Source organism: Streptomyces sp. TLI_55, from assembly GCF_900206255.1.
Taxonomy (GTDB): Bacteria; Actinomycetota; Actinomycetes; order Streptomycetales; family Streptomycetaceae; genus Streptomyces; species Streptomyces aquilus.
The window spans coordinates 2,156,819-2,182,132 of the sequence record NZ_OAOJ01000001.1; the positions used below are offsets into that span (position 1 = coordinate 2,156,819).

Annotated in this window: 26 protein-coding genes; 10 read left to right on the plus strand and 16 right to left on the minus strand. The window is 70.9% G+C overall.

All coding sequences use genetic code 11. The annotated features are described in order from the left end of the window. Nucleotides 1-91: 91 nt before the first annotated feature. The 11 genes from CRP56_RS10055 to CRP56_RS10105 form a co-directional block, all read right to left on the minus strand. Complete coding sequence (locus CRP56_RS10055; protein ID WP_097262384.1) at nt 92-1,597, minus strand: glycoside hydrolase family 43 protein; 1,506 nt, start codon at nt 1,595-1,597, stop codon at nt 92-94. Then, on the minus strand, nt 1,594-2,439 hold the full coding sequence (locus tag CRP56_RS10060) for a PmoA family protein (RefSeq protein ID WP_097262385.1): 846 nt from the start codon (nt 2,437-2,439) through the stop codon (nt 1,594-1,596). Before CRP56_RS10060 ends, CRP56_RS10055 begins: the two co-directional genes overlap by 4 nt. Next, nucleotides 2,439-3,578 carry a Gfo/Idh/MocA family protein gene (locus CRP56_RS10065; RefSeq protein WP_097262389.1) on the minus strand — a complete coding sequence of 380 codons (1,140 nt, stop codon included), beginning with the start codon at nt 3,576-3,578 and terminating at the stop codon, nt 2,439-2,441. Before CRP56_RS10065 ends, CRP56_RS10060 begins: the two co-directional genes overlap by 1 nt. Next, complete coding sequence (locus CRP56_RS10070; RefSeq protein ID WP_143664894.1) at nt 3,575-3,937, minus strand: hypothetical protein; 363 nt, start codon at nt 3,935-3,937, stop codon at nt 3,575-3,577. The genes CRP56_RS10065 and CRP56_RS10070 overlap by 4 nt, the downstream gene beginning before the upstream one ends. Beyond that, complete coding sequence (locus tag CRP56_RS10075; protein ID WP_097262394.1) at nt 3,934-4,827, minus strand: carbohydrate ABC transporter permease; 894 nt, start codon at nt 4,825-4,827, stop codon at nt 3,934-3,936. The genes CRP56_RS10070 and CRP56_RS10075 overlap by 4 nt, the downstream gene beginning before the upstream one ends. Further along, a complete protein-coding gene (locus tag CRP56_RS10080) occupies nt 4,824-5,759 on the minus strand; it encodes a carbohydrate ABC transporter permease (RefSeq protein ID WP_097262396.1) in 936 nt (311 codons plus the stop codon). The genes CRP56_RS10075 and CRP56_RS10080 overlap by 4 nt, the downstream gene beginning before the upstream one ends. 100 nt (nt 5,760-5,859) lie before the next feature. Next, nucleotides 5,860-7,599, minus strand: coding sequence for an L-arabinonate dehydratase (gene araD, locus CRP56_RS10085; RefSeq protein WP_097262398.1), 1,740 nt, complete (start codon nt 7,597-7,599; stop codon nt 5,860-5,862). After that, complete coding sequence (locus tag CRP56_RS10090) at nt 7,596-8,504, minus strand: dihydrodipicolinate synthase family protein (protein WP_097262400.1); 909 nt, start codon at nt 8,502-8,504, stop codon at nt 7,596-7,598. The genes araD and CRP56_RS10090 overlap by 4 nt, the downstream gene beginning before the upstream one ends. Beyond that, nucleotides 8,501-9,169 (minus strand): GntR family transcriptional regulator, encoded by a 669-nt coding sequence (locus tag CRP56_RS10095; RefSeq protein WP_097262402.1) that lies wholly within the window; start codon nt 9,167-9,169, stop codon nt 8,501-8,503. The genes CRP56_RS10090 and CRP56_RS10095 overlap by 4 nt, the downstream gene beginning before the upstream one ends. 135 nt (nt 9,170-9,304) lie before the next feature. Beyond that, on the minus strand, nt 9,305-10,066 hold the full coding sequence (locus tag CRP56_RS10100) for an MBL fold metallo-hydrolase (protein WP_097262405.1): 762 nt from the start codon (nt 10,064-10,066) through the stop codon (nt 9,305-9,307). Between the two features lie 207 nt (nt 10,067-10,273). Further along, nucleotides 10,274-10,864 (minus strand): TIGR03086 family metal-binding protein, encoded by a 591-nt coding sequence (locus CRP56_RS10105; RefSeq protein ID WP_097262406.1) that lies wholly within the window; start codon nt 10,862-10,864, stop codon nt 10,274-10,276. Between the two features lie 148 nt (nt 10,865-11,012). Here CRP56_RS10105 and CRP56_RS10110 point away from each other — a divergent pair, with 148 nt between their 5' ends. Continuing rightward, the gene (locus tag CRP56_RS10110) at nt 11,013-12,257 is read left to right on the plus strand and encodes an MFS transporter (protein WP_097262408.1); all 1,245 of its coding nucleotides are present in this window, start codon (nt 11,013-11,015) and stop codon (nt 12,255-12,257) included. On the opposite strand, the gene CRP56_RS10115 is transcribed toward CRP56_RS10110, so the two are convergent. Then, nucleotides 12,194-13,354, minus strand: coding sequence for a hypothetical protein (locus CRP56_RS10115; protein ID WP_097262410.1), 1,161 nt, complete (start codon nt 13,352-13,354; stop codon nt 12,194-12,196). The two genes, CRP56_RS10110 and CRP56_RS10115, sit on opposite strands and share 64 nt — an antisense overlap. Next, a complete protein-coding gene (locus tag CRP56_RS10120) occupies nt 13,351-14,292 on the minus strand; it encodes a 5-dehydro-4-deoxyglucarate dehydratase (protein ID WP_097262412.1) in 942 nt (313 codons plus the stop codon). The genes CRP56_RS10115 and CRP56_RS10120 overlap by 4 nt, the downstream gene beginning before the upstream one ends. A 170-nt stretch (nt 14,293-14,462) precedes the next feature. Here CRP56_RS10120 and CRP56_RS10125 point away from each other — a divergent pair, with 170 nt between their 5' ends. From CRP56_RS10125 to CRP56_RS10160, 8 genes are all read left to right on the plus strand, one after another. Continuing rightward, on the plus strand, nt 14,463-15,272 hold the full coding sequence (locus tag CRP56_RS10125; RefSeq protein ID WP_097262414.1) for an NAD-dependent epimerase/dehydratase family protein: 810 nt from the start codon (nt 14,463-14,465) through the stop codon (nt 15,270-15,272). 284 nt (nt 15,273-15,556) lie between these two features. Then, the gene (locus tag CRP56_RS10130) at nt 15,557-16,324 is read left to right on the plus strand and encodes a DeoR/GlpR family DNA-binding transcription regulator (protein ID WP_097262416.1); all 768 of its coding nucleotides are present in this window, start codon (nt 15,557-15,559) and stop codon (nt 16,322-16,324) included. 93 nt (nt 16,325-16,417) lie between these two features. Continuing rightward, nucleotides 16,418-17,788, plus strand: coding sequence for an ABC transporter substrate-binding protein (locus CRP56_RS10135; RefSeq protein ID WP_097262419.1), 1,371 nt, complete (start codon nt 16,418-16,420; stop codon nt 17,786-17,788). Further along, entirely contained in the window at nt 17,785-18,723 is a 939-nt protein-coding gene (locus CRP56_RS10140) for a carbohydrate ABC transporter permease (protein WP_097262421.1), read from the plus strand. The genes CRP56_RS10135 and CRP56_RS10140 overlap by 4 nt, the downstream gene beginning before the upstream one ends. Continuing rightward, on the plus strand, nt 18,720-19,556 hold the full coding sequence (locus tag CRP56_RS10145; protein WP_059197306.1) for a carbohydrate ABC transporter permease: 837 nt from the start codon (nt 18,720-18,722) through the stop codon (nt 19,554-19,556). The genes CRP56_RS10140 and CRP56_RS10145 overlap by 4 nt, the downstream gene beginning before the upstream one ends. Beyond that, nucleotides 19,553-20,542 (plus strand): zinc-dependent alcohol dehydrogenase family protein, encoded by a 990-nt coding sequence (locus tag CRP56_RS10150; protein WP_097262423.1) that lies wholly within the window; start codon nt 19,553-19,555, stop codon nt 20,540-20,542. Before CRP56_RS10145 ends, CRP56_RS10150 begins: the two co-directional genes overlap by 4 nt. 72 nt (nt 20,543-20,614) lie before the next feature. Next, nucleotides 20,615-20,839, plus strand: coding sequence for a hypothetical protein (locus tag CRP56_RS10155; protein ID WP_097262426.1), 225 nt, complete (start codon nt 20,615-20,617; stop codon nt 20,837-20,839). Between the two features lie 76 nt (nt 20,840-20,915). Then, nucleotides 20,916-22,112 (plus strand): TerD family protein, encoded by a 1,197-nt coding sequence (locus CRP56_RS10160; RefSeq protein WP_097262428.1) that lies wholly within the window; start codon nt 20,916-20,918, stop codon nt 22,110-22,112. Nucleotides 22,113-22,203: 91 nt separating this feature from the next. On the opposite strand, the gene CRP56_RS10165 is transcribed toward CRP56_RS10160, so the two are convergent. Next, nucleotides 22,204-23,112 carry a LysR family transcriptional regulator gene (locus CRP56_RS10165; protein WP_218877964.1) on the minus strand — a complete coding sequence of 303 codons (909 nt, stop codon included), beginning with the start codon at nt 23,110-23,112 and terminating at the stop codon, nt 22,204-22,206. Between the two features lie 72 nt (nt 23,113-23,184). Between CRP56_RS10165 and CRP56_RS10170 the strand changes: the two genes are divergently transcribed. Then, nucleotides 23,185-23,628, plus strand: a complete 444-nt coding sequence (locus tag CRP56_RS10170; protein ID WP_218877966.1) for a YybH family protein — start codon at nt 23,185-23,187, stop codon at nt 23,626-23,628. Between the two features lie 19 nt (nt 23,629-23,647). Here CRP56_RS10170 and CRP56_RS10175 read toward each other — a convergent pair whose 3' ends face one another. Continuing rightward, nucleotides 23,648-24,664: a 1-aminocyclopropane-1-carboxylate deaminase gene (locus CRP56_RS10175; RefSeq protein WP_097262435.1), complete on the minus strand. Its 1,017-nt coding sequence runs from the start codon at nt 24,662-24,664 to the stop codon at nt 23,648-23,650. An 18-nt stretch (nt 24,665-24,682) separates the two neighbouring features. Continuing rightward, the gene (locus tag CRP56_RS10180; protein ID WP_179851299.1) at nt 24,683-25,312 is read right to left on the minus strand and encodes a GntR family transcriptional regulator; all 630 of its coding nucleotides are present in this window, start codon (nt 25,310-25,312) and stop codon (nt 24,683-24,685) included. Nucleotides 25,313-25,314: the final 2 nt, after the last annotated feature.

Here is a 25,314-nt window from a genome sequence, read left to right on the forward strand (position 1 = left end):
TGCTGGATCAGACACTTCTTCGACCGGGACTTCCGGTCTCGGCAAGCGCTTGCCTTGGAGGTGCGTCATGGAGGCGTGCGTACGAGGTGAGTTACAGGGAGGTGATCCTGAACCGCGTGAACGTTGCCGTGCCCGCGGGCCCGTGCCCGGTCGGCGCGAGGGCGACGAGGCCGAGCAGGGCACCCACCCAGCGCCAGGGGGTGGCGGCGAAGACGGGGCCCGAGGGGTGCGGGCCGGCGCCGGTGTCGTAGAAGAAGCGGCAGCGGGCGCCCGCGCCGATCTCGATCCGCAGCCCCACCCGTCCCTCGGGGGCGGGACGCGGGTGGGCGGCGTCGCGTTCGCGCTCGGCGACGCCCTCGGCGAACCGGTGCACGACCTGGACCGAGCCGTCGGAGCCTCGTTCCAGGCCGATCCAGCTGAACGCGTCCCCGAGCACCACCAGCCCGGCCCGCGCGCCCGGTTCCTCGCTGTCGAGGCGGAGTTCGACCTCGACGGCGGACGGTGTGCCCGGCAGTCGCTGGGTGAGGACGTTCGGCAGTGTGCGCAGGTCGTGCGCGTCGGCCGAGCGGACGCAGGTCAGCCGGAGGCCGTCGCCGGAGTGCTGGGTGGCCCAGCCGTCCTCGGGTTTGGCGGTCCAGCTCCACTGGCGGCCGAAGCGTCCGCCGGGGAAGTCGTCGTCGGTGGCGGGCGCGGCGGACGGCTGCGGCGGCAGATCCGGCCTGCGGTGTACGGCGACGGGGGCGCCCTCGTCGCCGAGGACCGGCCAGCCGTCCGCATCCCAGCGCATCGGCTGGAGGTGGACGACCCTGCCGTAGGCGCCGCGCTGCTGGAAGTGCAGGAACCAGTCCTCACCGGACGGCGTGCGCACCCAGCCGCCCTGGTGCGGGCCGTTGACGTCGGTGTCCTTCTGCTCCAGGACGACGCGCTCCTCGTACGGCCCGAAGAACCCGCGCGAGCGGAAGGCGCCCTGCCAGCCGGTCTCCACTCCCCCGGCGGGGGCGAGGATCCAGAACCAGCCGTCGTGTTTGTAGAGCTTGGGGCCTTCCAGGGTGAACCAGCCGGGTATCCGGTCGCCGTCGACGATCACCTTGCCCTCGTCGAGGAGTTCGGTGCCGTCGGGGCACATACGGTGGCCGGTGAGGCGGTTCTTGACGCCGGAGCGGGACTTGGCCCAGCCGTGCACGAGGTAGGCCTCGCCGGTCTCCTCGTCCCACAGCGGGCAGGCGTCGATGAGGCCCTTGCCCTCCTTCAGCAGGTGCGGGCGGGTCCAAGGGCCCCTGATCTCGGGGGCGTTGATCTGGAAGATGCCCTGGTCGGGGTCGCCCCAGAAGATCCAGAAGCGTTCGTCGTGATACCTCAAGGACGGTGCCCAGACGCCGCAGTCGTGCCGCGGCGTCCTGAATTCGGCTTCCGGCACCAGGCGTTCGAGGGCGTGGCCGACCAGGGTCCAGTGGACGAGGTCGCGGGAGTGCAGCAGCGGCAGGCCGGGAGCGCGGCCGAAGCTGGAGGCGATGAGGTAGAAGTCGTCGCCGACGCGGAGGACGTCCGGGTCGGACCAGTCGGCGTCGAGGATCGGGTTGGTGTAGGTCGCGGTCACCGGCTCACCGCCTTGCGGACGAGCGCGGCGGCGCCGTGCCGGTCGAGGCGGCCGTCGGCGACGACGGTGACGATCCGGCGTACGAGGGTGTCACCGGCGGCGATCGGCACCCGCTCGGTGTGCGCCAACGACGAGCCCACGCCCGGGTATTCGGCGGTGCGCACGAACCACGGGTCGCGGCGGGTCCGCTCGGTGGCCCCGGCGAGGACCAGCGTCCAGGTGGAGCCGGCGAGGGCGAGCCAGTCGGCGCTCCGGCCGTGCACCTCGGGTTCGCCCTCGGTGTCGGCGGTGAAGACGTCCGGCGCCCGCTCCTCCTTGCGGGCCCGCCAGAAGAAGCCGCCGTACGCGGCTCCGGGGCGGCCGTTGGTGGCCGGGCTGCCGATCGAGAGGGGGCGGTCGGTGACGTTGGTGAGCGCGAAGGCGAAGTCCAACGCCCAGGCGGTGTCGGTGAGTTCGGTGGCCGTCACGGTCCGGCGCTCGCGCAGCAGCTCGCCGCCCGCGGCGACCCAGCGCAGCTCCTCCACGAAGCCGTCCGGGTCGCGCAGCGGGAACGCGGTGTGCCGCTGGGCGCCGTGGTTGTCGAGCTCGGTGGGACCCTGGTCGCGGACGTAGGTGCGGCCGCCCCAGAAGTTGTGCCCCTCGACGTCGGGAACGGCGACACCGACGCCGAGGTGGTGCGGATGGTCGGCGGGGCTGAGCTCGGTGACCGCCGTGCCGGCCAGGGTGGTGACCGGGTGGAGGTAGGGGCGCGGCGAGAGCCGGGGGGACAGCTCGGGCCGGGTGACACAGCGGCCGACCGGGCGGCCCGCGACGCGCAGGACCGGGGTGTCGTTGGCCGTCATCAGGTGCTCACCTCTCTCGGTGGCGCCCAGGGGGCGCCCAGCTCGGAGAACAGGGCGAGGGTGTCGGCGGAGGCCGCGACCAGGCCGTCGACGCCGGGGACGACCCGGCGGTCGGCCACCAGGTGCCAGGCGGCGCGGGGCAGCGGGGCCGGGTCGGGGGCGGTGCGGATGGCCTCGACGACCTTCATGAAGGCACCGGTCTCGTCCGGGGGGACGAGCAGGTCGGTGCCGTCGGTGAGATGGTCGACGAGGTTCTCCAGCAGGTCGGTGCTGCCGTACTCGTACTCCTCGGGCCCGTGGCCCGCGCGCTGGAGCAGGACGCGGTCCTGCTTGTACCAGAACGTGATCCGGCCGCGGCTGCCGTGCACGAGGACGTACGGGTCGCCCGGGTGCTCGGCGCACAGCGTCGCCGCGACGGTGACCGGGCGGCCCTGTGCCGTGGTGACGCGGACGCACGAGGTGTCGTCGGACTCGATGTCGTTGGCGCGCAGCAGCTCGGTCCGGATGTCGGTGACGTCCTCGGCGCGCGTGGAGCCGTTCAGGGCGAGCCCGGTGGCGACGGCGTGCGCGAGGGGGTTGGTGAGCGCGCCGTCGACGACGTCGACGCCGTTCAGGCGCCGCTTGCCGGCCCAGGGGGCGCGCCGGTAGTAGGACTCCGGGCGGGCCCAGGCGCCCGCGCCGCCGATCCCGGAGATCTCCCCGATCGCGCCTTCGGCGATCAGCCGCCGGATCGCGGGCACGGCGTGCGAGCCGAGCGACTGGAAGCCGATCTGGCAGACGACCCCGGCCGCGGCGACCCCGTCGGCCATCCGCCGGAACTCCGCGTACGACGGCGCCGGCGGCTTCTCCAGCAGGAGGTGCACACCCCGCCGGGCCGCTTCCAGCGCCAGGTCCGTGTGGGTCGGGATCGGCGTGCAGATCACCGCGATCCGGGCGCCGGTGGAGTCGAGCAGGGCACCGAAGTCGGCGGACTGCTCGGGCGTGCCGAGCCCCTCCGGGACCTCCGTGGCCTCCAGCGGGGTCAGCTCGCAGATGCCCGCGAGCCGCACGATCCCCTTGTCCTGGAGCCGGCGGATGTTCTCCAGATGCCAGCGGCCATGGCCGCGCGCGCCCGCCAGGACGATGTCTACGGTGCTCATGGAAGCCTCCCCGCGCCCGCGCCGCGCGCCACCGGTCGGTGGGCCGCGTCGGCGTTGTCGATCTTTGCGTGCAGAGTAGGCGTCCGGCCGGCCGCGGAACCCCAGGCGCGGGGGTCATGGGTGGCGAGGTACGTGTCGCCGTCGTAGCCGTCCGTCGCGTGGTCGGCGCGGCTCAGGTGGCCGCCGTAGGCGGGGTCGGCAGCAACAGCGGAGCCACCGGTGATGCCCGTGCCTTCCGAGGCCCGGCCGTCGTTCGCGGAAAGGGCGTCTCGGCCGATGTCCCCGGCGTCGGCGTGCGCGGGCACACCCGGCAGCCCCGACGCCCCCGCGCCGACGCACATCTGACGGATCCTCATCATCCCTTCACCGCCCCCGCGCTGAAGCCGGTGATCAGCCACTTCTGGATGAAGGCGAAGACGAGGACCACCGGTACGGCCGCGATGATGCCGCCCGCGGCGAGCGCGCCGAGGTCGACGCTGTCCGCGCCCATCAGGGTGTTGAGGCCGACCGGGATGGTCTGCTTCTCGGGGTTGTTGAGGAACATCAGGGCGAACAGGAAATGGTTCCAGGAGTGCACGAAGGCGAAGGAGCCGACGGCGATCAGACCGGGCCGCAGCAGCGGCAGCACGACGATCCGGAACGCGGTGAGGCGGTTGCAGCCGTCCACCCAGGCCGCCTCTTCCAGGGAAGGGGGCACGTTCTTGATGAAGTTGCTGATCAGGATGATCGACAGCGGCAGCTGGAAGACCGTCTCGGCGATGATCACGCTGCCCAGCGAGTTGATCATCTGGATCTTGGCGAAGATCTCGAACAGCGGCACCAGCAGCAACGCGCCCGGCACGAACTGGGAGCACAGCAGCCCCAGCATGAACGCCCGCTTGATCTTGAAGTCGAACCGCGCGAGGGCGTAGCCACCGGCCAGCGCGACCAGGGTCGTCATGACCAGGGTGGCGACACCGACGAGGACACTGTTCTGGAAGTAGGTGCCGAACTCGCGGTCGGTCCACACTTTCTCGAAGTGGTCGAAGGTCATGGGCCAGGGCACCAGCGAGGTGGACCCGGTCGGGCGGAGCGCGAAGAGCAGGATCCAGTAGAACGGGATCAGGGTGAAGAGCAGGTAGATCGACAGCGGGAGGTAGATCTGCCAGCGGGGCACGTCGTCCCAGGCGCGCTGCCCGGCCTTGGGGCGGGGCGGCGGCGGAGCCGTGCGGGCCGCGGACACGACCGGGGTGGCTTCCTTGACGCTCACTTGTCCTCGCCTCCGAACTTGCTCAGGCGCAGATAGACCATCGAGCAGAAGAGAAGAATCACGAACGCCACCGTGGTCAGGGCGGACGCGTAGCCGAAGTTGTGGGCGTCGACCGAGGTGTTGGCGATGTAGAGCGGCAGGGTCGTCGTCTCACCGGCCGGGCCGCCGCCGGTGAGGGTGTAGAGCAGGTCGACGTTGTTGAACTCCCAGACCGCGCGCAGCAGCGTGGACAGCACGATCGCGTCCTTCAGGTGCGGCAGCGTGATGTGCCAGAACTGCTTGAGGCGGCTCGCCCCGTCGACCTCGGCGGCCTCGTACAGGTCCTTGGAGACGGACTGGAGGTCGGCGAGGATGAGGATCGCGAAGAAGGGGACCCCGCGCCACAGGTCGGCGACGATCGCCGCCGGGAACACGGTCGAGGTGTCCGACAGCCAGCTCGTGCCGTACGACCCGATGCCCAGGTCGGCGAGGTAACGGGTGATCCCGGTCTGGGAGTTGTAGAGCAGCACCCAGATCGCGGAGGTCAGCACGCCGGAGACGGCCCACGGCGAGAAGACCATCGCCCGGCCGAGCCCCCGCCCGACGAAGGTCTGGTTGACGATGAGCGCCAGCGCGAGCCCGAACAGCAGCTGGAGGCCGACCTCGACGAAGACCCACTTGGCGCTGAAGGTCAGGGTGTCCCAGAAGGCCGGGTCGTCGGTGAAGATCTTCGTGAAGTTGTCGAAGCCCGCGTAGCCGTTGCGCCACGGCTTGGTCGGGTTGTAGTGCTGCAGGCTGTAGTAGAAGACGCTGATCACCGGGTAGGCGATGAAGCCCAGCATGAGCAGGGCGGCCGGTGCGATCAACAGGTAAGGAAGCCTGCGCGGGGTGGCGGAGGCACGGCGCCGCCGGGGTGGCGCGGGCGGTTTCGCCACGGCTGCGGCTTGGGCCATGACTGTTCTCCGATCGGTTCGGTACGCGGTGCGGGAAGCGCTTTCTCCAGGTGCAGAGTGATGCGAAGGCCAGGAAGAAGAAGGCCCGTGGTGCTCGGGATCAGCTCGCGTAGGGGTCCTGCACGATGCCCTTCCGGGCGAGGAACTCGAAGTCGCAGCCGGTGTCGGCCTGCGTGATCTGCTCGTTGTAGAGGGCGCCGTAGCCCCGCTCGTCACGCACGGGCGGCGGCGTCCACTCGGCTCGCCGACGCGCCAACTCCCCTTCCTCCACATGGAGATGGAGGGAACGCGCCTCGACGTCCAGCGTGATCAGGTCGCCGCCGCGCACGAGGGCGAGCGGTCCGCCGACGTACGACTCGGGCGCCACGTGCAGCACGCAGGCGCCGTAACTCGTGCCGCTCATCCGGGCGTCGGAGATCCGGACCATGTCCCGCACGCCCTGCTTGAGCAGGTGGTCGGGGAGGGGCAGCATGCCGTACTCGGGCATGCCGGGCCCGCCCTTGGGCCCGGAGTTGCGCAGCACGAGCACACTGTCGGCGGTGATGCCGAGCGACGGGTCGTTGATCGTCCGCTGCATGGTCTTGTAGTCGTCGAAGACGACCGCGGGACCGGTGTGCTTGAGCAGGTGCGGCTCGGCGGAGATGTGCTTGATGACGGCACCGTCCGGACAGAGGTTGCCGCGGAGCACGGCGACCCCGCCCTCATCCGCGACCGGGTTCTCCCGGCCACGAATGACATCGTCGTTGTGGACGACCGCGCCCTCCAACTGCTCCCCCAGCGTGCCGTTGACGGTCGGCCGGTCCAGGTGGAGCAGGTCGGTGATCCGCGACAGGAAGCCGGGCAGGCCGCCGGCGAAGTAGAAGTCCTCCATGAGGTACGTCCGGCCACCGGGCCGCACGTCGGCCAGCACCGGGACGGTACGGGCGATGCGGTCGAAGTCGTCGAGGGTGAGCTCGACGCCGGCCCGGCCCGCCATCGCGATGAGGTGGATCACGGCGTTGGTGGAGCCGCCCAGCCCGAGCACGGTGGTGACGGCGTCCTCGAAGGCCGCAGGGCTGAGGATCTCGGACGGCTTCAGCGCGGTCCAGGCGAGCTCCACGGCCCGGCGCCCGGAGGCGGCGGCCATCCGCTCGTGCGCGGAGTCGACGGCCGGGATCGAGGAGGCACCGGGCAGTGTCATCCCGAGGGCCTCGGCGGCCGCGGTCATGGTGGACGCCGTACCCATGGTCATGCAGTGACCGGGAGACCGCGCCAACCCCCCTTGGAGTTCCCGGAGTTCACAGTCCGTCAGATTGCCCGCACGGTGCTCGTCCCAGTACTTCCACATGTCGGTACCGGACCCGAGCGTCTCCCCGCGCCAGTGCCCGGGCAGCATGGGCCCGGCAGGAACAAAGAGTGACGGCACGTCAGCCGAGGTAGCCCCCATGAGCAGAGCCGGCGTCGACTTGTCACAACCACCAAGCAGCACAGCGGCGTCGATCGGATAGGACCGCAGCAGCTCCTCGGTCTCCATCGCGAGCAGGTTGCGATAGAGCATCGGGGTCGGCTTCTGATAGGTCTCCGACAGGGTGGCGACCGGGAATTCGAGCGGGAACCCCCCGGCCTGCCACACCCCCCGCTTGACCGCCTCGGCGCGTTCGCGCAGATGCACATGGCAGGGATTGATATCGGACCAGGTGTTGAGAACGGCGATGACCGGACGTCCCCGGTACTCCTCCGCCTCGTAACCGAGCTGCCGCATCCGGGCGTTGTGCGACCAGGTGCGCAACTGCCCTTCGGTGCCGTACCACTGATGGCTGCGGAGTTGCTCCGCGCTCAACCGCTCTCTGCCCTCCGTCATATCGACCACCCGGCGGCGATGGCGGCGACCTCGTCCCGCTCGTCCTCGGACAGCAACTTGCTCGGCGGCCGGACATCGCGCCGACACAACCCCAGAGAGGCAAGGGCCTCCTTGACGACGGTGACGTTGTTGGCGGACCCATTCGCCGCACGCAGCTCCTCGAAGCGCCGGATCTGCTCCCAGACCTTCATCGCCCCCGGATAGTCACCGGATCGAAGCGCTTCGATCATGTTCAGCGAAACGGCCGGGGCGACATTCACCAGCCCCGAGGTGAACCCGGTGGCACCCGCCGAGAAATAGGAAGGCGCATACGGCTCGGCAAGCCCCGCGACCCATACGAATCGATCGAGCCCCGCGTCCCGCGCGAAGCCGGCGAACCTGGAAGCGTCCGGAACGGCGTACTTCACCCCGATGACGTTCGGACAGCAGTCGGCCAGCTCGGCCAACCGCACCCCACTCAGCTGGGCATTACGGATGTACGGCACGACCCCCAGCTCGGGCACGGCCTCGGCGATGGCGCGGTGATAGTCGACCCAGCCGCCCTGGGAGACATACGGATGGACGGGCTGATGGACCATCACCATGGCAGCGCCCAGCTCCCGGGCATGACGAGCGGAGGCGACAGCAGTGGGCACGTCATGACCGACACCGACGAGGATCACGGCACGCTCACCGGCCTCGTCGATCGTCATCTCGGTGACAAGCCGCCGCTCTTCCGGGGCCAAGGCATAGAACTCGCCGGTGTTCCCGTTGGGGGTGAGCGTCCCGATCCCTCCATCCAACAGACGACGCAGCAGGGCCCGATGGGCGTCCTGATCGACGGAGCCGTCCTCGGCGAAGGGGGTCACCGGGATCGCGACCACGTCGGCCAGGGCGGCCCGCTGGGTCTCGAACGTCGTCGTCATGCCGGACCGTCCTCTCCCTGGACCTCGGACTCGGCGTCCGGGAAGGCCCGTTGCACGAACGAGGCGATGTGCGCGTGGAGGGCGCGGGCGGCGCCGTCGGCGTCACCGTCGAGGGCGAGCCGCAGGATCTCGCGGTGCTCACCGGCCTCCCGCTCCCAGGAGGGCGAGGCCGCCCAGGCGACGGCGGAGACGAGGGCGGCCTGATCACGGACCTCGTCGAGCATGCGGCCCAACAGCGGGTTGCCGCACGGCAGATACAGGGCGCGATGGAACTCCCGGTTGGCCAGCGAACGCTCGGCGGCGTCGGTGGCCTGGTCCGCCCGGGTCAACGCGTCCCGGGCCTCGTCCAGGGAAGCCCCCCGCCTGACGGCCCGCTTCAGCGCCTCGGGTTCGAGGAGCAGCCGGACATCGTAGACCTCGCGCGCCATGTTCGCGTCCACCATGCGCACCGTGACGCCCTTGTACTGGCTCATCACGACCAGCCCGGTACCGGCGAGGGTCTTGAGCGCCTCGCGCACCGGGGTCTTGGAGACCCCGAACTGCGCGGCGAGGTCGGTCTCGACCAGCGCCTGCCCGGGCGTCAACTGCCCGGTGAGGATGCGGTGTTTGATCGCGTCCAGCACGAACTGCGTGCGGGACGGGATCGGCGTGGGCACAGAGGTCATGCGCGCCTCTCGGAAGTCACGTATCTGATCTCGCGTATCGCGTCTCATATATGACGTACGAAGTACGACGCGTTGAAGTTAGAAGTGGGCAGGGGCTTCGTCAATGCTTCTGACAAAGGAAGTTGAGGTCGCCGATCAGACGACGTGGGTCTCACCGACGCGAGCGGCGACCGTCGGCCCACCGAACGCCGAGGCCGCACGGGCGGTGGCGTCCTCGACGCTCAGGCCGGGACCCACGTGAGTGATCACCAACTTCCCCACGCCACCGGCCATACGGGCACCGGCCCCGGCCTCCTCGGGCGTCAGATGCACAGGATCGACGTCGCCCTCGCCATGCGCGTCCACGTCGGCTTCGCAGACGAACAGATCGGCACCGCCCGCGAGATGCAGGAGCGCATCGCAGGCCCCGGTGTCCCCGGAGTAGGCGAGCACCCGCCCACCGGCCTCCACGCGCAGCCCGTAGGCCTCGACATCGTGCTCGACCGCCGAGGCGGTCATGGTCAGCCCACCATGCTGGACGGCGTACCCATGCCGCAACGCCCGGAAATCAAAGATCCCGCTCAGGAACCCCGTGTCGCCCCGTCCGAAGAACCCGGCAAGACGCGACGCGCACTCACCCGGCGCGTACACCGGCACCGGCGCGGACAGGGTGATCCCGCCGTACGCGAACCCGTAGACGGCGGCCGTCAGGTCGGCGTAGTGATCGGCGTGCAGATGCGAGATCCAGATGGCATCGAGCCGCGCCGGATCAGTGTGCCGCCGCAACTCCGCGAAGCTCCCGAAGCCGGCGTCCACCCACACCTCGGCCCCGCCACCCCGCACGAGATAGCCGGAGCAAGGGGTGTCGGGGCCGGGGTGGGGCGAGGCGGTGCCGAGGACGGTAAGGGTGAGGGACATGCGGGGAGGGTAGGCGGGGACCCATCTGAGTGCCGCCGATTTAGCCCGCCGAGGAGACTGCCACGGGGGCCCGCCGGGCGGGTGCGGCAACGTCGTGGCTGGTCGCGCAGTTCCCCGCGCCCCTCAGGGCGTTGCCGGGCCCCCTACGGACCGGCCCCCCGGCGCGGCCCCGCCCCACCCCCAACCCGCACCGCCCACAACACGACCTCAGGACGGCGACCACCCCGGCGCCCGCCCGCTCAGCCCCACCGCCCGCTCCAGCAACTGCGCATCATCCGCAACCGGCACCACCGGCCCGAAGATGCCACCACCCCGACCGGGATCCTCGGCGGCGGCCAGGAGAAAGCCGTACGTCGCCTGAAGCGCGGCGGGATCAGGCTCGTACCGCTGCCCGGTCGCGACCGCCAGATCCCACCCGTGGATCACCAGCTCATCGACCGCGACGGCTCCCCCGACCTCCCCCGGCAGATCAACTCCACCGGCCCGGGTCATCCCGGTCCACGCAGCCGGGTCACGCCACGCGTCCGCAAGCTCCTCCAGCACCTTCGCAAGCTCCTCCCGCCAGCCGGGCCCGATGTCAGGGACCGCGGCAGTCGGCGGAGTGTCGGTCGTGGCGCCGAGATCCTTACGCGCGGCATCACGGAACGCAACGGAAAGATGCAGCAGGTGGCCCAGGACATTGCGTACCGCGTACTCGGGACACGGCGTCCCGCCCGCCAGCTGCTCATCGGTCACCGCCTCCGCGAGGCGCGCCACGACACGGGTCTGCGGCCCGAGATCCAGGGGTACGTCGGTCATGCTCGTCTCCTCAGAACGTCGTCTCAAAGGAAGACGGCCCCCACCCCCAAAACTCATCGCAGCCCGCCGAACCCACCCCCTCCCCAGCCCTTTTCCAGGGCATCTTCCCCATCCCCCCACCCCCTCCTTAGCGCCACGATCAACAGGCATGACACCCCGGCCAACCCCTCCCCGTCCCCGCCCCCTCCTCCACGACCACAACGCCCGCCTCTACCTCACCGCGGTCGTCGTCTCCGGCTTCGGCACCTCCGCCCTCTGGCTGGCCTCCGGCATCTGGGTCAAAGACCTCACCGGCTCGAACGGCCTCGCCGCCCTGTGCATGCTCGCGATGTGGGCCCCCACCCTGGCCGGCCCCGCCCTCGGCACACTCGCCGACCGCACCCGCCGCAAACCCCTCCTCATCGGAGCGAACCTGCTCCTCGCCACCGTGCTCCTCGCCCTCACCACCGTGGACGCCCCCGGCGACCTGTGGCTCCTCTTCACGGTGCTCTTCGTCTACGGCGCGACGGGCGTCGTCCACGACGCGGCCGAGTCCGCCCTGGTCGCCACGGCTGTGGACCACACCCTCCTCGGCGATTTCAACGGTCTGCGCATGGCGGCGACGGAGGGCATGAAACTCCTCGCCCCCCTCGCAGGAGCAGGCCTGTACGCCGCGTACGGCGGACCCGCCGTCGCCCTCCTCGACGCCGCCACGTTCCTGGCCGCACTCACCCTGTACGCGCGCCTCCGCATCGACGAACCCCTCCGCCCCAAACCCCCCACCCCCACCTGGCGCACCCGAACCACCGAGGGCGCCCGCCACCTCTGGCGACACCCCCGCCTCCGCCCCCTCGTCCTGGCCGGCGGCACCACGATGCTCTTCGCCGGCCTCAACGGCGCGATGACCTACGCCGTGGTCGACACCCTCGGCCACTCCCCCACGTACACCGGCGTCCTGTACGCCGTTCAGGGCGCCGGTTCCATAACCGTCGGCCTGCTCTCCGGCCCCGCGCTGCGGCACCTCGGCGAGCGCCGCTTCGCGGCGTACGGCATCGCCCTCACGGCCGTCGCGGCGGCCCTGCGCGCAATACCGTCCGACCCCCTGGCGCTGGCGTGCAGCGCGGCGAGCGGCCTGGGCCTGCCGTGCGTGCTGATCACCGTACTCACGGCCGTACAGCGGGAGACCCCGGACGCGCTGCTGGGCCGTACCGTCGCCACGGCCAACACCGTGGTGTTCGCACCGAACGTCCTCGGGCTGGCCGCGGGCGCGGTGCTGGTCGAACTGGTCGGCCTACGCCTCCTGTTGCCGATCCTGGGCGCGGCGTGGCTGGCGACCGCCCTGCCGCTGCTTCACAGCCCGGCGAGCGCCGACCGCACCGCCTCCAGGTCCGCGTCCGACGCCAATCCGGCGTGATACAGCCGCAGTTCCGTCGCCCCGAGCGCACGCGCGCGTGCCGCGTCCGAGGCGAGCGTGCCGGGGCTGCCGCCCATGCCGGAGACGACGGTGAAGTTGGCGGCGATGACCGACCCGCCGGACACCTCGGCGAACGGAGCCAGCAGCCCCGGCCCGCCCGCGCAGGGCACGACCACCCCGTCCGCGACGGACAGGATGTGCGCCGGGTCCACTCCGGCGTTGGCGCCCACGTGGTACGAGACCGGGTCGGCGTGCAGCAGAACCTGGAAGCCCTCGGGAGCGGCACCGCGCACCGCCGTCACCGCCGCCTCCTGGAGCGTGCGGGCGATGTCGTCGCGCCACGCGCGCGTGGCCCCGGCGATCGAAGAGCCCAGAAGCTTCTCGACACCGGCCCAGCCCCCGTCGGACGGCGCCCCCCGCCACACCGGCTCCAGAGCCGCACGGACCCCGGCCGCCAGCTCATCGGCATCGACGCCATGGACGCCGTACCCCTCCCCGCAGGTGGGGCAGAAGCACAGCCCCATCAGGTACAGACCCGCGTCACCGAGCCCGACGCCGCCGGTCTTGTCGTGGGCGTGCAGATGCTGGAGCCCGTACCACCCCAGCGACTCCAGCTCGGTGCCGTGGGCGCCCGGCCGTACCGCCGCCTCGGCGGCCAGGTCGACGAGGTACGCGTGCGTGGCGGGCTGGGCGATGCACGGGGCCCAGGGGTAGCGGTCGCCGTAGGCGTTGACGACGGAGGTGTCCGGATGCTCGGCGCCCAGCCGGGAGTTGTGCGCGAGGACCACCCAGGTGTGCACCTCCAGGCCGGCGTCGGTGAGCGCGGCGGCCGCCTCGCCGAACGCGTCGCCGGGCGCCCAGTCGCCGGCCGGGTAGGGGCGCAACTCGCGTCCCCGCCAACGGTCGTCGGTGGGGTAGAGCACGGCCGCGTGCTCGGCGGTGACGATGCGGTGCCGCGGGTGGCGGGGGGTCAGCGCGCGGGTGGAGTGGTAGGCGGAGGCGAGCGTCACCTGCTGGACGCCGGTGGCCGCGATGGTCGCGGCGGCCCGGGGATCTCCGTTGACGTCCCAGGGGTAGACGAATGCCGACGCCTTCACTTGCCCTCCTCCAGCAGCGCGTAGCCGCGTTCGATGATCTGCGCGAGCCGTTTCACATGGTCCTCGGTCGGCTCGTGCAGCGGCGGCCTGACCTCCCCCACGTCGAGCCCGCGCAGCCGTACCCCCGCCTTGACGAGGGCGACGGCGTAGCCACGGCCCTGGGCGCGCAGTTCGACGAAGGGACGGTAGAAGCCGTCGAGGAGACGGTCCACCGTCGCCCGGTCCCCGCTCTCCAGTGCCCCGTGGAAGGCGAGGGCGATCTCGGGGGCGAAGCAGAACACGGCGGAGGAGTAGAGGGGCACCCCGACGGCGCGGTAGGCGAGTTGGGTCTGCTCGGCGGTCGGCAGTCCGTTGAAGTAGAGGAAGTCGCCCGGGACTTCACTTCGTACGACGCTCACGATCCGCTGCATCAGGTCGAGGTCGCCGAGGCCGTCCTTGAGTCCGACGATCCCTTGGGTACGGGCCAGTTCGACGACGGTCTCCGGGGTGAACACGGCGTTGTCGCGCTGGTAGACGATGACGGGCAGCGCGGTGCCGGCGGCGACCTCCCGGTAGTGCCGCAGCAGCCCCTCCTGCCCGGCGATCACCAGGTACGGCGGCAGGGCGAGCAGCCCGTCCGCGCCGGCCGCCTCGGCGAGCCGCGCGTACCGCACGGCGAGCGCGGTGCCGTAGCCGGTGCCCGCGACGACCGGCACCCGTCCCTCGGTGGCCTCGACCGCGGCCCGTACGCAGGCCTCGAACTCCTCGGGCGTGAGCGCGTGGAACTCCCCGGTGCCGCAGCAGGCGAACACGGCGGCGGCCCCCGCCTCGACGCCCCGGCGCACATGCGCGCGGTAGGTGTCGAGGTCGACGGCGCCGTCGGGGCCGTAGGCGGTGACGGGGAAGAACAGCGGCCCGCTGGGGATGCCGAGGCGAGCGGCGAGGTCGGCAGGCGTCACGGGCACTCCTAGGACGAGGAACGACATCCGAACAAGGGAAGCCGACGTGCGACATCCTGATCGAAGTTTATGTTTATGAACACAAGGCGCACCACCCTTGACGCGGCGAGCCGATGATCCTTAGCTTGTCCAAGAATGTGAATATGGGTCCACTCCAAGGAGAGCCGAGCATGCCAGCGCCCCGCACCGTTCTGCTCACCGGCGCCGCCGGCGGCCTCGGCACCCTGATGCGAGACCTGCTCCCTTCCTACGGCTACGAACTGCGCCTGCTCGACCTGCTGCCGATCGAGGGCGAACCGGACGCGATCGTCGCGGACCTCGCCGACAAGGACGCGCTCCGTGAGGCCGTCCGGGGCGTCGACGCGATCATCCACCTCGCGGGCATCTCCCTGGAAGCGTCCTTCGACAAGATCCTCAAGGCGAACATCGAGGGCACGTACAACCTGTACGAGGCCGCCCGCGAGGAGGGCGTCCCGCGGATCGTCTTCGCCTCCTCCAACCACGCGGTGGGCTTCACCCCCCGCCCCGAGGGCGACGACCCGCTCATCCCCGTCGACACGCCGCGCCGCCCGGACACGTTCTACGGCCTGTCCAAGTCCTTCGGCGAGGACCTCGCCCAGCTGTACTGGGACAAGTACGGCCTGGAGACGGTCTCGGTCCGCATCGGCTCCTGCTTCGCCGAGCCCACCAGCGTGCGCATGCTCTCGGTCTGGATGAGCCCCGCCGACGGCGCCCGCCTCCTGCACGCGGCCCTGACCGCCGAGGACGTCAAGCACACCGTCGTCTACGGTTCCTCCGCCAACACCCGCCTGTGGTGGGACCTGACCACGGCCCGCGCCCTCGGCTACGACCCCCAGGACGACTCCGAGCCGTACGCCGAGAAACTGATCGCCGAACAGGGCGACCTGGACCCCGACAACATCGCCCACGCCTACCTGGGCGGCCACTTCGTGAGCGACCCCCCGATCTGGCCGTACTGACGGGCGCGGAACGGGCCGGTCGCGGGCTCATACGGGCACGGCCGGCGCCGTGGATCGTGGCGCGCAGCGCCACGCCCAGGGGCGCGGGGAACTGCGCGACCAGCCCAAACACACCCGCAGCCGCCCCACCACAGCACCCCCCGAGCTCATGGGCGCACCTTGCCCGAACGGGCAGATCCGGTCAGCATCCCCCTCGTAACAGACCTGGTCACCACCCCGTCCCCGCTGTACAACTTCCTGCATACGGCCCGAACGGGCAGCACGACAGGAAGGCGGGTGACCGGATGACCAGAACCGCGGAAGAACGCCAGCGGGAAATCGTCCACGCCGCCCGCACCACCGGCGCCGTGGACGTCAACACCCTCGCCACCCAACTCGGCGTGGCCAAGGAAACCGTCCGCCGAGACCTCCGCGCCCTGGAGGACCACGGCCTCATCCGCCGCACCCACGGCGGCGCCTACCCCGTGGAGAGCGCCGGCTTCGAGACGACGCTCGCCTTCCGCGCCACCAGCCACGTCCCCGAGAAGCGCAGGATCGCCACCGCCGCGGCCGAACTGCTCGGCGACGCCGAGACCGTCTTCGTCGACGAGGGCTTCACCCCCCAGCTCATCGCCGAGGCGCTGCCCAGGGACCGCCCGCTGACCGTGGTCACCGCGTCCCTCCCGGTGGCCGGCGTGCTCGCCGAGGCGGAGAACACCTCGGTCCTGCTCCTCGGCGGCCGGGTCCGCCCCGGCACCCTCGCCACCGTGGACCACTGGACGACGAAGATGCTCGCCGGCTTCGTCGTCGACCTCGCCTACATCGGCGCCAACGGCATCTCCCGCGAACACGGCCTCACCACCCCCGACCCGGCCGTCAGCGAGGTCAAGGCGCAGGCCATCCGGGCCGCCCGCCGCACGGTGTTCGCGGGCGTCCACACCAAGTTCGGGGCGGTCAGCTTCTGCCGGTTCGCGGAGATCGGCACGCTGGAGGCGATCGTCACGAGCACCCTGCTGCCGTCGGCGGAGGCCCACCGCTACTCCCTGCTCGGGCCACAAGTCATCCGCGTCTGAAACCCCGACCCACCCCTTGATGCGGCGTGCCCTACCCTGTCGCGCCCTTTATCTCCCCATACATCCATACATCCATTCGTCCAGGAGCGATCCATGCGAACCCCGAGCCGACGACGGCCACCGCGAGCCCCGCTCGCCCTGGCCGTCGCAGGGACGCTGCTCGCCCCGCTGCTCTCCGGCTGCTGGGCCGGAGCCGGCGGGGCGGGATCGGGCGGCGACTCGATCAACGTCCTCATGGTCAACAACCCCCAGATGACCGAGCTGCAGAAGCTCGCCCCTCGCTTCACCGAAGAGACCGGCATCAAGGTCAACTTCACCGTGCTGCCGGAGAACGACGTCCGCGACAAGATCAGCCAGGACTTCGCCAACCAGGCCGGCCAGTACGACGTGGCGACCCTCTCCAACTACGAGATACCGATCTACGCCCGCAACGGCTGGCTGCACGAGATGGACTCCTACGTCGCCAAGGACCCGGCGTACGACGAGCAGGACGTCCTCAAGCCCATGCGCGAGTCCTTGACCGGCGACGACGGCAAGCTCTACGGCCAGCCCTTCTACGGCGAGTCGTCCTTCCTGATGTACCGCAAGGACGTGTTCGCCGCGAAGGGCCTGACCATGCCCGCGCACCCCACCTGGACCCAGGTCGCCGACCTGGCGGCGAAGGCGGACGGCGCCGAGCCCGGCATGAAGGGCATCTGCCTGCGCGGGCTGCCCGGTTGGGGCGAGGTGATGGCACCGCTCACGACCGTCGTGAACACCTTCGGCGGCACCTGGTTCGACAAGGACTGGAAGGCCCGGCTCGACTCCCCCGAATGGGAGAAGGCGGCGAAGTTCTACGTCGACCTGGTCCGCGCGCACGGCGAGTCCGGCGCGGCCCAGTCCGGCTTCGCCGAGTGCCTGAACAACATGACGCAGGGCAAGGTCGCGATGTGGTATGACGCCACGAGCGCCGCCGGCTCCCTGGAGGCGAAGGGCTCCCCGGTCAAGGGCAAGGTCGGCTACGCCCCCGCTCCCGTGGAGAAGACCAAGTCCTCCGGCTGGCTCTACACCTGGGCCTGGGGCATCCAGGACGCCTCCCGCAACCCCGACAAGGCCTGGAAGTTCGTCTCCTGGGCCTCCAGCAAGCAGTACGAGGAGCTCGTCGGCGACGAGATCGGCTGGTCCAACGTCCCGGCCGGCAAGCGCGCTTCGACGTACACGAACGCCGCGTACCGCCAAGAGGCCGCCGCCTTCCAGGAGATGACCAAGGAGGCCATCGAGGGCGCCCGGCCCACCGACCCGGGGGTGCAGCCGCGCCCCGCGCCCGGCATCCAGTTCGTCGGCATCCCCGAGTTCACCGATCTCGGCACCAAGGTCTCCCAGGAGATCAGCGCGGCGATCGCCGGACGCCAGTCCGTCGAGTCGGCGCTGAGCAAGTCCCAGCGGCTCGCCGAGAAGATCTCCGAGGAGTACGAGGGACGATGACCGCGACGACGACGGCCCCCCTGGCCACCACACCCGTACGCACCACCCGCCAACCGTCGGCCCGGCTGCGCGCCTGGGCCACCCGGGCCCCGCTCCTCCCCGCCCTCATCTTCATGATCGCGGTCACCCAACTCCCGTTCGTGGCCACGCTGGTGATCTCGTTCTTCGACTGGAACGCCCTTTACCCGAAGGCCCGCCACTTCACGGGCGTCGACAACTACCGCGAGGTCCTCACCGACGCGGATCTGCGCCACTCGGTGTGGACGACGGTCCTGCTGACGGTGGCCGTGGTGCTGGCCAGCCTGGTCCTGGGCCTGCTCCTCGCGCTGCTCCTCGACCGGAGGTTCCGGGGCCGGGGCGTGGTCCGCACGCTGCTCATCGCCCCGTTCCTGGTGGTCCCGGTGGCGGCGGCGCTGCTGTGGAAGCACGTCCTCTACAACCCCGAGTACGGCCTGCTCAACGGCCTGTTGCACTACGTCGGCGGCCCGCAACCCGACTGGATCTCCAACACCCCGCTGCTCGCGGTGGAGGCGTCCCTGGTCTGGCAGTGGACCCCGTTCATGATGCTGATCCTGCTGGCGGGCCTGCAGAGCCGGGACCCCCAGCAGCTGGAGGCGGCACGGGTGGACGGCGCGAGCGACTGGCAGATCTTCCGCCATCTCACGCTCCCGCACCTGCGCCGCTATCTGGAACTGGGCGCCCTGTTGGGCTCGATCTACATCGTCCAGAACTTCGACGCGGTCTTCACGATCACGTCCGGCGGCCTGGGCACGGCGAACCTCCCGTACACCGTCTACCAGAGCTTCTACCAGGCCCACGAGAACGGCCTCGCCTCGGCCGCGGGCGTCCTGGTCGTCATCGGCTCGATCATCATCGCGACCTTCGCCCTGCGGGTCGTCTCGTCCCTGTTCCGTGAGGAGGTGGGCCGGGCATGAGCGCAACCACCGTGAAGCGCAAGGGACTTGGCCTCGGAGTGACGGCCTGGCTGCTGGGGATCCTCTTCTTCCTCCCCATCGCCTGGATGGCCCTGACGTCCTTCCACTCGGAGTCGGACGCCGCGACCAATCCCCCCTCCTTCGGGGCGGCGTTGACCCTGGACGGCTACCGCGAGTTCTTCGGCACGGGCGGCGGCGCGAGCCCCTGGCCGGCGCTGATCAACTCGACCGTGGCCTCGGTGAGTTCGACACTCCTGGTCCTCCTCCTGGCGCTCCCCGCGGCCTACGCCCTCTCCGTCAACCGGGTCCGGAAGTGGACGGACGTCCTGTTCTTCTTCCTGTCGACGAAGATGCTCCCGGTGGTGGCGGGCCTGCTGCCGATCTATCTGTTCGCCAAGAACACGGACATGCTGGACAACATCTGGCTGCTGGTCATCCTCTACACGTCGATGAACCTGCCGATCGCGGTGTGGATGATGCAGTCGTTCCTGGCCGAGGTCCCGGTGGCGATCATCGAGGCGGCGAGGGTGGACGGCGCGAGGCTGCCCACGATCCTGGCGCGCGTCGTCGCCCCGATAGCGCTGCCCGGCATAGCGGCGACATCCCTCATCTGCTTCATCTTCAGCTGGAACGAGCTGCTGTTCGCCCGGGTCCTGACCGGCGTGGTCGCCGAGACGGCCCCCGTCTTCCTGACCGGCTTCATCACCAGCCAGGGCCTGTTCCTGGCGAAGGTGTGCGCCGCGTCGCTCGTCATCTCCCTGCCGGTGCTCGCCGCGGGGTTCGCCGCCCAGGACAAGCTGGTCCAGGGCCTGTCGTTGGGAGCTGTGAAATGAAGGCCGCCGTCATCGAGTCCGTGGGCAGGGCCGTAGTCGCCGAGGTCCCGGACCCGACGCCGGGCCCGCGGGAGGTGGTGGTCGAGGTCGCGGCCTGCGGGCTGTGCGGCACCGACCTGCACATCCTCCAGGGCGAGTTCGCCCCGAAGCTGCCGATCGTGCCGGGCCACGAGTTCGCCGGCGAGGTGGTCGGGGTGGGCACCCAGGTCACGGAACTGTCCGTGGGCGACCGGGTGGCGGTGGACCCCTCCCTCTACTGCCACGAGTGCCGCTACTGCCGTACCGGCCACAACAACGTCTGCGAGCGCTGGGCGGCGATCGGCGTGACGACGGCGGGCGGCGCGGCGACCTACGCGCTCGCCCCGGTCGCGAACTGCGTACGCCTCCCCGACCACGTCCGCACCCAGGACGCGGCGCTGGTGGAACCGCTGTCGTGCGCGGTACGCGGCTACGACGTCCTCCAGTCGCGGCTGGGCGCCCATGTGCTGATCTACGGCTCCGGCACGATGGGCCTGATGATGCTGGAGCTGGCCAAGCGGACGGGCGCGGCGAGCGTGGACGTGATCGACGTGAACCCGGCCCGCCTGGAGACGGCCCGCCGGCTCGGCGTCTCGGCCTCCGCGGCGCACGCGGACGAGCTGGACCGCCCGCAGGGCTGGGACCTGGTGATCGACGCCACGGGCAACGCGGCGGCGATCCAGGACGGCCTGGACCGGGTGGCCAAGGCCGGCACGTTCCTCCAGTTCGGCGTGGCGGACTACGCGACGAAGGTGACGATCGACCCGTACCGCATCTACAACCAGGAGATCACCATCACCGGCTCCATGGCGGTCCTGCACAGCTTCGAGCGCGCGGCGGAACTCTTCGCGAACGGGGTGCTGAACCCGGAGGTCTTCATCAGCGACCGCATCCCGCTGGACCGGTACCCGGAGGCGCTGGAACAGTTCGCGGCGGGGGTGGGCAGGAAGATCGTGGTGGTGCCGTAGGGGGTTCCCGGTAGGTGGGGGTGGGCGAAAACCCTTGGCGCCCACCCCCACCCCGCCCCCTACCATCCCGCCATGCCAACCCCACACGGCTTCGGCTACGAAGCCCACGCCAACGGAACCGTCCACATCACCCACCACCACCGCCCCGCGACCACCCTCCACGGCCCCCGAGCCGCGCAGTTCCTCGCCGAGGTGGAGTCCGCCGCCGACCCCCAGCTCGTCATGGCCCGCTGGACCGGCAACTACAAGCGCGGCAACGAGCGCACGGCCCGGAACCACCCCCGAAACCGCCGCTGAATCCGCGTGCCGCTCCGAACGGTCGCGGGTAAGGGAACGGTAAAGCGGGCTGGATCGTTCACCGGTCATGACAGCTATGACCCCCGGCTCGAACATCCCTCTCTCCACCGCGCGCGTGACGGTGGACGTCGCCGCCCCGGTGCGGCTCGACGTATCGGGCCTGCTGCTCACCGCCGACGGCAAGGTGCGCTCCGACGACGACTTCATCTTCTACAACCAGCCCAACGGCCCGGGCGTGACCTACCGCTCGGGCGGCGGCGCGGCGCCGGACGCGATCATCGTGGACACCGCCGCCGTCCCCCCGGGCATCGAGAAGATCGTCGTCACGGCGAGCCCGGACGCCGCCGGCCAGACCTTCCAGGGCATCGAACCGACGGCCACGATCCGCAACGCCGACGACAACTCCGTCCTCGCCACCTTCACGCCCCCGCAGCTCGGCACCGAGACGGCGCTGGTGGTCGTGGAGATCTACCTGCGCAACGGCGCCTGGAAGGCCCGCGCGGTCGGCCAGGGCTACGCCAACGGCCTGGCCGGCATCGCCACCGACTTCGGCGTGACGGTCGAGGAACCGGCCCCGGCCCCGGTGGCACCGCCCCAGCCGGTCGCCCCGCCGCAGCCCACGCTCCAGACCCCGGTCACCCCGCCGGCCCCGCCGATGAGCACGCCCCCGCCGCCGGCGCACGCGCCCGGCACCGGGAAGATCAACCTCGACAAGGGCCGCGTCAGCCTCCAGAAGAACCAGACCGTGTCCCTGGTCAAGGGCGGCCGCCCGCTGCTCTCCCAGGTCAAGATGGGCCTGGGCTGGGAGCCGGCGTACCGCGGCAAGGACATCGACCTGGACGCCTCGGTCATCGCCTACGGCCCGCAGCGCAACCACATCGACAGCTGCTACTTCGGCAAGCTGTCGATCGTCGGCGGCGCGATCAAGCACTCCGGCGACAACCTCACGGGTGAGGGCGGTGGCGACGACGAGGTGATCGTCGTCGACCTCGGCCGCCTCCCGCAGGAGGTCACCGGCCTGGTCTTCACGGTGAACTCCTTCTCCGGCCAGAAGTTCACCGAGGTCGCCAAGGCCTACTGCCGCCTCCTGGACGCCGCCACCGGCGAGGAACTGGTCCGCTTCGACCTCACCAACGCCGAGGCCCAGACCGGCGTGATGATGGCCAAGCTGATCAAGCAGTTCTCCGGCGAGTGGGAGATGACGGCGATGGGCGACTTCGTGAAGTCGCGCACGGTCCGGGGAATGGTGAAGCCGGCCGCCCAGGCCCTGTAAGCCACCGCCCCGGCCCCGTAAGCCACCGCCCCGGAACGGCCGCCCCCGCCTGACAGGCGCAAGGGCGGCCGCGCCGTTTCGACGACGACGCCTAGAGGGGACGCAGCCCGCCGCGGCCGTCCCCCGCCTCCCACTCCCACTCGGTGATCACCGTACGCATCAACCGGGCGGCGGCCGGCAGATGGTTCTGGGCGCCCCAGTGCAGCGTGACCGTGCGGCGGCAGTCCGGGCTGTCCACCGGGATCCAGGCGACCGGCGCCTGCGTGGCACTGCGGCGGGCGATCGCGGGGGCGAGGCCGATGCCGAGGCCCGCGCTGATCAGATCGGCGATGGCGCTGTGCTCGTCGGTCTCGCAGACGATCCGCGGGGTGAGGCCCCGCGCCGCGAAGAGCCGGTCGAGCAGCCGCCGCAGCCAGTGCCCTTCGCGGGCGGTGACGAAGGGCTGGTCGGCGAGTTCGTCGATGGTGACGGACGTGCGCCCGGCCAGCGGATGGCCGAGCGGTGTGCCCACGCCCACCGGTTCTTCGAACAGCGCCACGGACTCCAGCCCTTCGGCGGGGATCGGCTGCGAGGCGAGGCACAGGTCGACCTCCTGGGCGCGCAGCCGACGGGCCATGTCCTCGGGCGGCGACCAGTGCAGCGCGATCTCGACGGCGGGATGCGCGCGCTTGTAGGCGGCCAGCGGTCCCGAGAGGGTGAGGAAGGTCTCCGACGCCAGCCGTACGACGCCCGGCCCGTCGCCGCCGGCCTCGGCGACGGCACGCCGGCCCGCGTCGAGTTCGCCCAGGGCACGTTCGACGTGGTCGCGGAAGATCCTGCCGCTGTCGTTCAGCCGGAGCCGGCCGCCCCGGTCGAACAGCGGGGTGCCCAGTTCGCTCTCCAGCCGGGCGATGGTCCGGCTCAGCGACGGCTGGGCGAGGCGCAACTCCTCGGCGGCCCGGCTGAGGTGCTCCAGTCGCGCCACCACCAGGAACTGTTTGAGCGCGCTCAGCTCCATCATGCCTCCGGATGCATAACCCCATAGCGATATCGGTCTTGGACAAGATAACTGCACGGTCATACCGTCGAGTTCATGGGAAACGAAGACATGAGCAACGAGGAAGCAGCGATCCGCCGGAACATCGAGAAGCTCATCGAGGGTCTCCAGGCCAAGGACCCCGACGCCCTGCGGCCGCTCTACGCGCCGGACATCGTGTCCTTCGACGTCCAGCCACCGCTCCAGCACGTGGGCGTCGAGGCCAAACTCAAGAACTGGGAGCCCGTGTTCACGGGATTCGAGACGGTCAGGTACGAGATCCGCGACCTGACGCTCAGCGTGGGCGACGACCTCGCGTTCGGGCACGCCTTCGGCCGTCTCGGCGGCACCCTGAAGGGCGGGACGGCGATCGACGGCATGTGGGTCAGGGTCACCTACTGCCTCCGGAAGACCGGCGGCGAATGGCTGATCACCCACGACCAGGTCTCCGTGCCGTTCGACATCGCGACCGGCAAGGGAGTGGTCGACCTCGAACCCTGACCCCGCCCCGCCCCGTCGGCTAGAACAGCGCGCTGTACGCGTTCAGCGCCGGCTGCCCGCCCAGGTGCGCGTACAGCACCGTCGCATCCGGCCCGATCTCGCCGCGCTCGACGAGGTCGATCATCCCGGCCATCGACTTGCCCTCGTAGACGGGGTCGGTGACCATCCCCTCGGTGCGGGCGGCGAGGCGCATCGCGGCGAGGGTGGTGTCGTCGGGGATGCCGTACACGCCGGCGTGATAGCGCTCGTCCAGCTCGACGTCGTCCACCGTCAACTCCCTTTTGACACCGATGAGTCGGCCGGTCGCGTGGGCGATCCTGGCGATCTGCTCCCGGGTGGCGGCGGGCTTCGCCGAGGCGTCGATGCCGAGCACCCGCCGCGGCCGGCCGCCCGTCTCCTCCAGCGCGGCGAACCCGGCGACCATGCCCGCCTGGGTGGAGCCGGTCACCGAGCAGACCACGACGGTGTCGAAGAAGACCCCCAACTCCCGTTCCTGCTCGGCGACTTCGTACGCCCATCCGGCGAAGCCGAGGCCGCCGAGCGGGTGGTCGGAGGCACCGGCCGGGATGGCGTACGGCGTGCCGCCCGACTCCTCGACCTCCCGGAGCGCCTGCTCCCAGCTCTCCTTGAACCCGATTCCGAACCCGGCCCGCACCAGCCGTACATCGGCCCCCACCAGCTGGCTGATCAGGATGTTGCCGACCTTGTCGTAGACCGCGTCCGGCCAGTCCACCCAACTCTCCTGCACGAGAACACACTTGAGCCCGGCGCGGGCGGCGACGGCTGCGACCTGCCGGGTGTGGTTGGACTGGACGCCGCCGATGGAGACGAGGGTGTCGCAGCCCTGGGCGAGGGCGTCGGCGACGAGGTACTCCAGCTTGCGCGTCTTGTTCCCGCCGTACGCGATCCCGGAGTTGCAGTCCTCACGCTTGGCCCACAGGGACGCGCCGCCGAGGTGCGCGGTGAGCCGTTCCAGGGGGTGGACGGGCGAGGGTCCGAAGAGGAGGGGGTAACGCTCGTACGAGGAAAGGGACATGGGGAGCCTCTCTGGTCGTCAGTCGCTGTCCGCGAGCTCGGCCAGCCCGCGCCAGATCTCCGCGGTGACCCGCACCGCCGCGTCCACGTCACCGGCCGCGCAGGCCGCGATGAGCCGCTCGTGCAGCCCGGCCGAGCGGCAATTGCCGCCCTCGCCGAAGCGGCGGCGTTCCAGTCTGCGGATGAGGGGGGTGTAGCGGGCGGCGGTCGCGGCGGCGGCACGGTTGCCGCTGACGCGGACGAGGACGTCGTGGAGGTCGTCGTCGGCCTGGAGCGCGCCGTCCACGTCACCCGCGCCGACGGCCGCGGCGAACCGCTCGTTGGCCGTGCGCATCGCCTCGATGTCCGCGGCGAACAACCGGGGCACGGCGATCCGGGTGACCAGCTCGTGCATGGCGCCGACGACCGCGGCGGCGTCCCGTACGTCCGCGGCCACGACCGGCGTCACCCGCGTGTAGCTCTGCGGCTTGCTCTCCAGCAGCCCTTCGTCGACCAGCCGCGAGAACGCCTCCCGCACCGGCGCCCGCGACAACCCGAGCCGCTCTGCGAGATCGGCGTCCCGCACGACCGCGCCGGGCTCCAGCTCCCCGGCCACGATGGCGTCCCTGATCGCCGCGTAGGCGCGGTCCCTGAGCAACGTACGCGGTATGG

Excerpts from the sequence above, each read along its gene's own strand:
- CRP56_RS10100 (WP_097262405.1), bottom strand. The coding sequence starts at position 10,066 with ATGTCCCTCACCCTTACCGTCCTCGGCACCGCCTCGCCCCACCCCGGC.
- CRP56_RS10160 (WP_097262428.1), top strand. The coding sequence starts at position 20,916 with ATGACCCCCGGCTCGAACATCCCTCTCTCCACCGCGCGCGTGACGGTG.
- CRP56_RS10080 (WP_097262396.1), bottom strand. The coding sequence starts at position 5,759 with ATGGCCCAAGCCGCAGCCGTGGCGAAACCGCCCGCGCCACCCCGGCGG.
- CRP56_RS10165 (WP_218877964.1), bottom strand. The coding sequence starts at position 23,112 with ATGATGGAGCTGAGCGCGCTCAAACAGTTCCTGGTGGTGGCGCGACTG.
- CRP56_RS10140 (WP_097262421.1), top strand. The coding sequence starts at position 17,785 with ATGACCGCGACGACGACGGCCCCCCTGGCCACCACACCCGTACGCACC.
- CRP56_RS10170 (WP_218877966.1), top strand. The coding sequence starts at position 23,185 with ATGGGAAACGAAGACATGAGCAACGAGGAAGCAGCGATCCGCCGGAAC.
- CRP56_RS10145 (WP_059197306.1), top strand. The coding sequence starts at position 18,720 with ATGAGCGCAACCACCGTGAAGCGCAAGGGACTTGGCCTCGGAGTGACG.
- CRP56_RS10095 (WP_097262402.1), bottom strand. The coding sequence starts at position 9,169 with ATGACCTCTGTGCCCACGCCGATCCCGTCCCGCACGCAGTTCGTGCTG.
- CRP56_RS10070 (WP_143664894.1), bottom strand. The coding sequence starts at position 3,937 with ATGATGAGGATCCGTCAGATGTGCGTCGGCGCGGGGGCGTCGGGGCTG.
- CRP56_RS10125 (WP_097262414.1), top strand. The coding sequence starts at position 14,463 with ATGCCAGCGCCCCGCACCGTTCTGCTCACCGGCGCCGCCGGCGGCCTC.
- CRP56_RS10060 (WP_097262385.1), bottom strand. The coding sequence starts at position 2,439 with ATGACGGCCAACGACACCCCGGTCCTGCGCGTCGCGGGCCGCCCGGTC.
- CRP56_RS10065 (WP_097262389.1), bottom strand. The coding sequence starts at position 3,578 with ATGAGCACCGTAGACATCGTCCTGGCGGGCGCGCGCGGCCATGGCCGC.
- CRP56_RS10090 (WP_097262400.1), bottom strand. The coding sequence starts at position 8,504 with ATGACGACGACGTTCGAGACCCAGCGGGCCGCCCTGGCCGACGTGGTC.
- CRP56_RS10175 (WP_097262435.1), bottom strand. The coding sequence starts at position 24,664 with ATGTCCCTTTCCTCGTACGAGCGTTACCCCCTCCTCTTCGGACCCTCG.
- CRP56_RS10110 (WP_097262408.1), top strand. The coding sequence starts at position 11,013 with ATGACACCCCGGCCAACCCCTCCCCGTCCCCGCCCCCTCCTCCACGAC.
- araD (WP_097262398.1), bottom strand. The coding sequence starts at position 7,599 with ATGACGGAGGGCAGAGAGCGGTTGAGCGCGGAGCAACTCCGCAGCCAT.
- CRP56_RS10130 (WP_097262416.1), top strand. The coding sequence starts at position 15,557 with ATGACCAGAACCGCGGAAGAACGCCAGCGGGAAATCGTCCACGCCGCC.
- CRP56_RS10105 (WP_097262406.1), bottom strand. The coding sequence starts at position 10,864 with ATGACCGACGTACCCCTGGATCTCGGGCCGCAGACCCGTGTCGTGGCG.
- CRP56_RS10150 (WP_097262423.1), top strand. The coding sequence starts at position 19,553 with ATGAAGGCCGCCGTCATCGAGTCCGTGGGCAGGGCCGTAGTCGCCGAG.
- CRP56_RS10155 (WP_097262426.1), top strand. The coding sequence starts at position 20,615 with ATGCCAACCCCACACGGCTTCGGCTACGAAGCCCACGCCAACGGAACC.
- CRP56_RS10135 (WP_097262419.1), top strand. The coding sequence starts at position 16,418 with ATGCGAACCCCGAGCCGACGACGGCCACCGCGAGCCCCGCTCGCCCTG.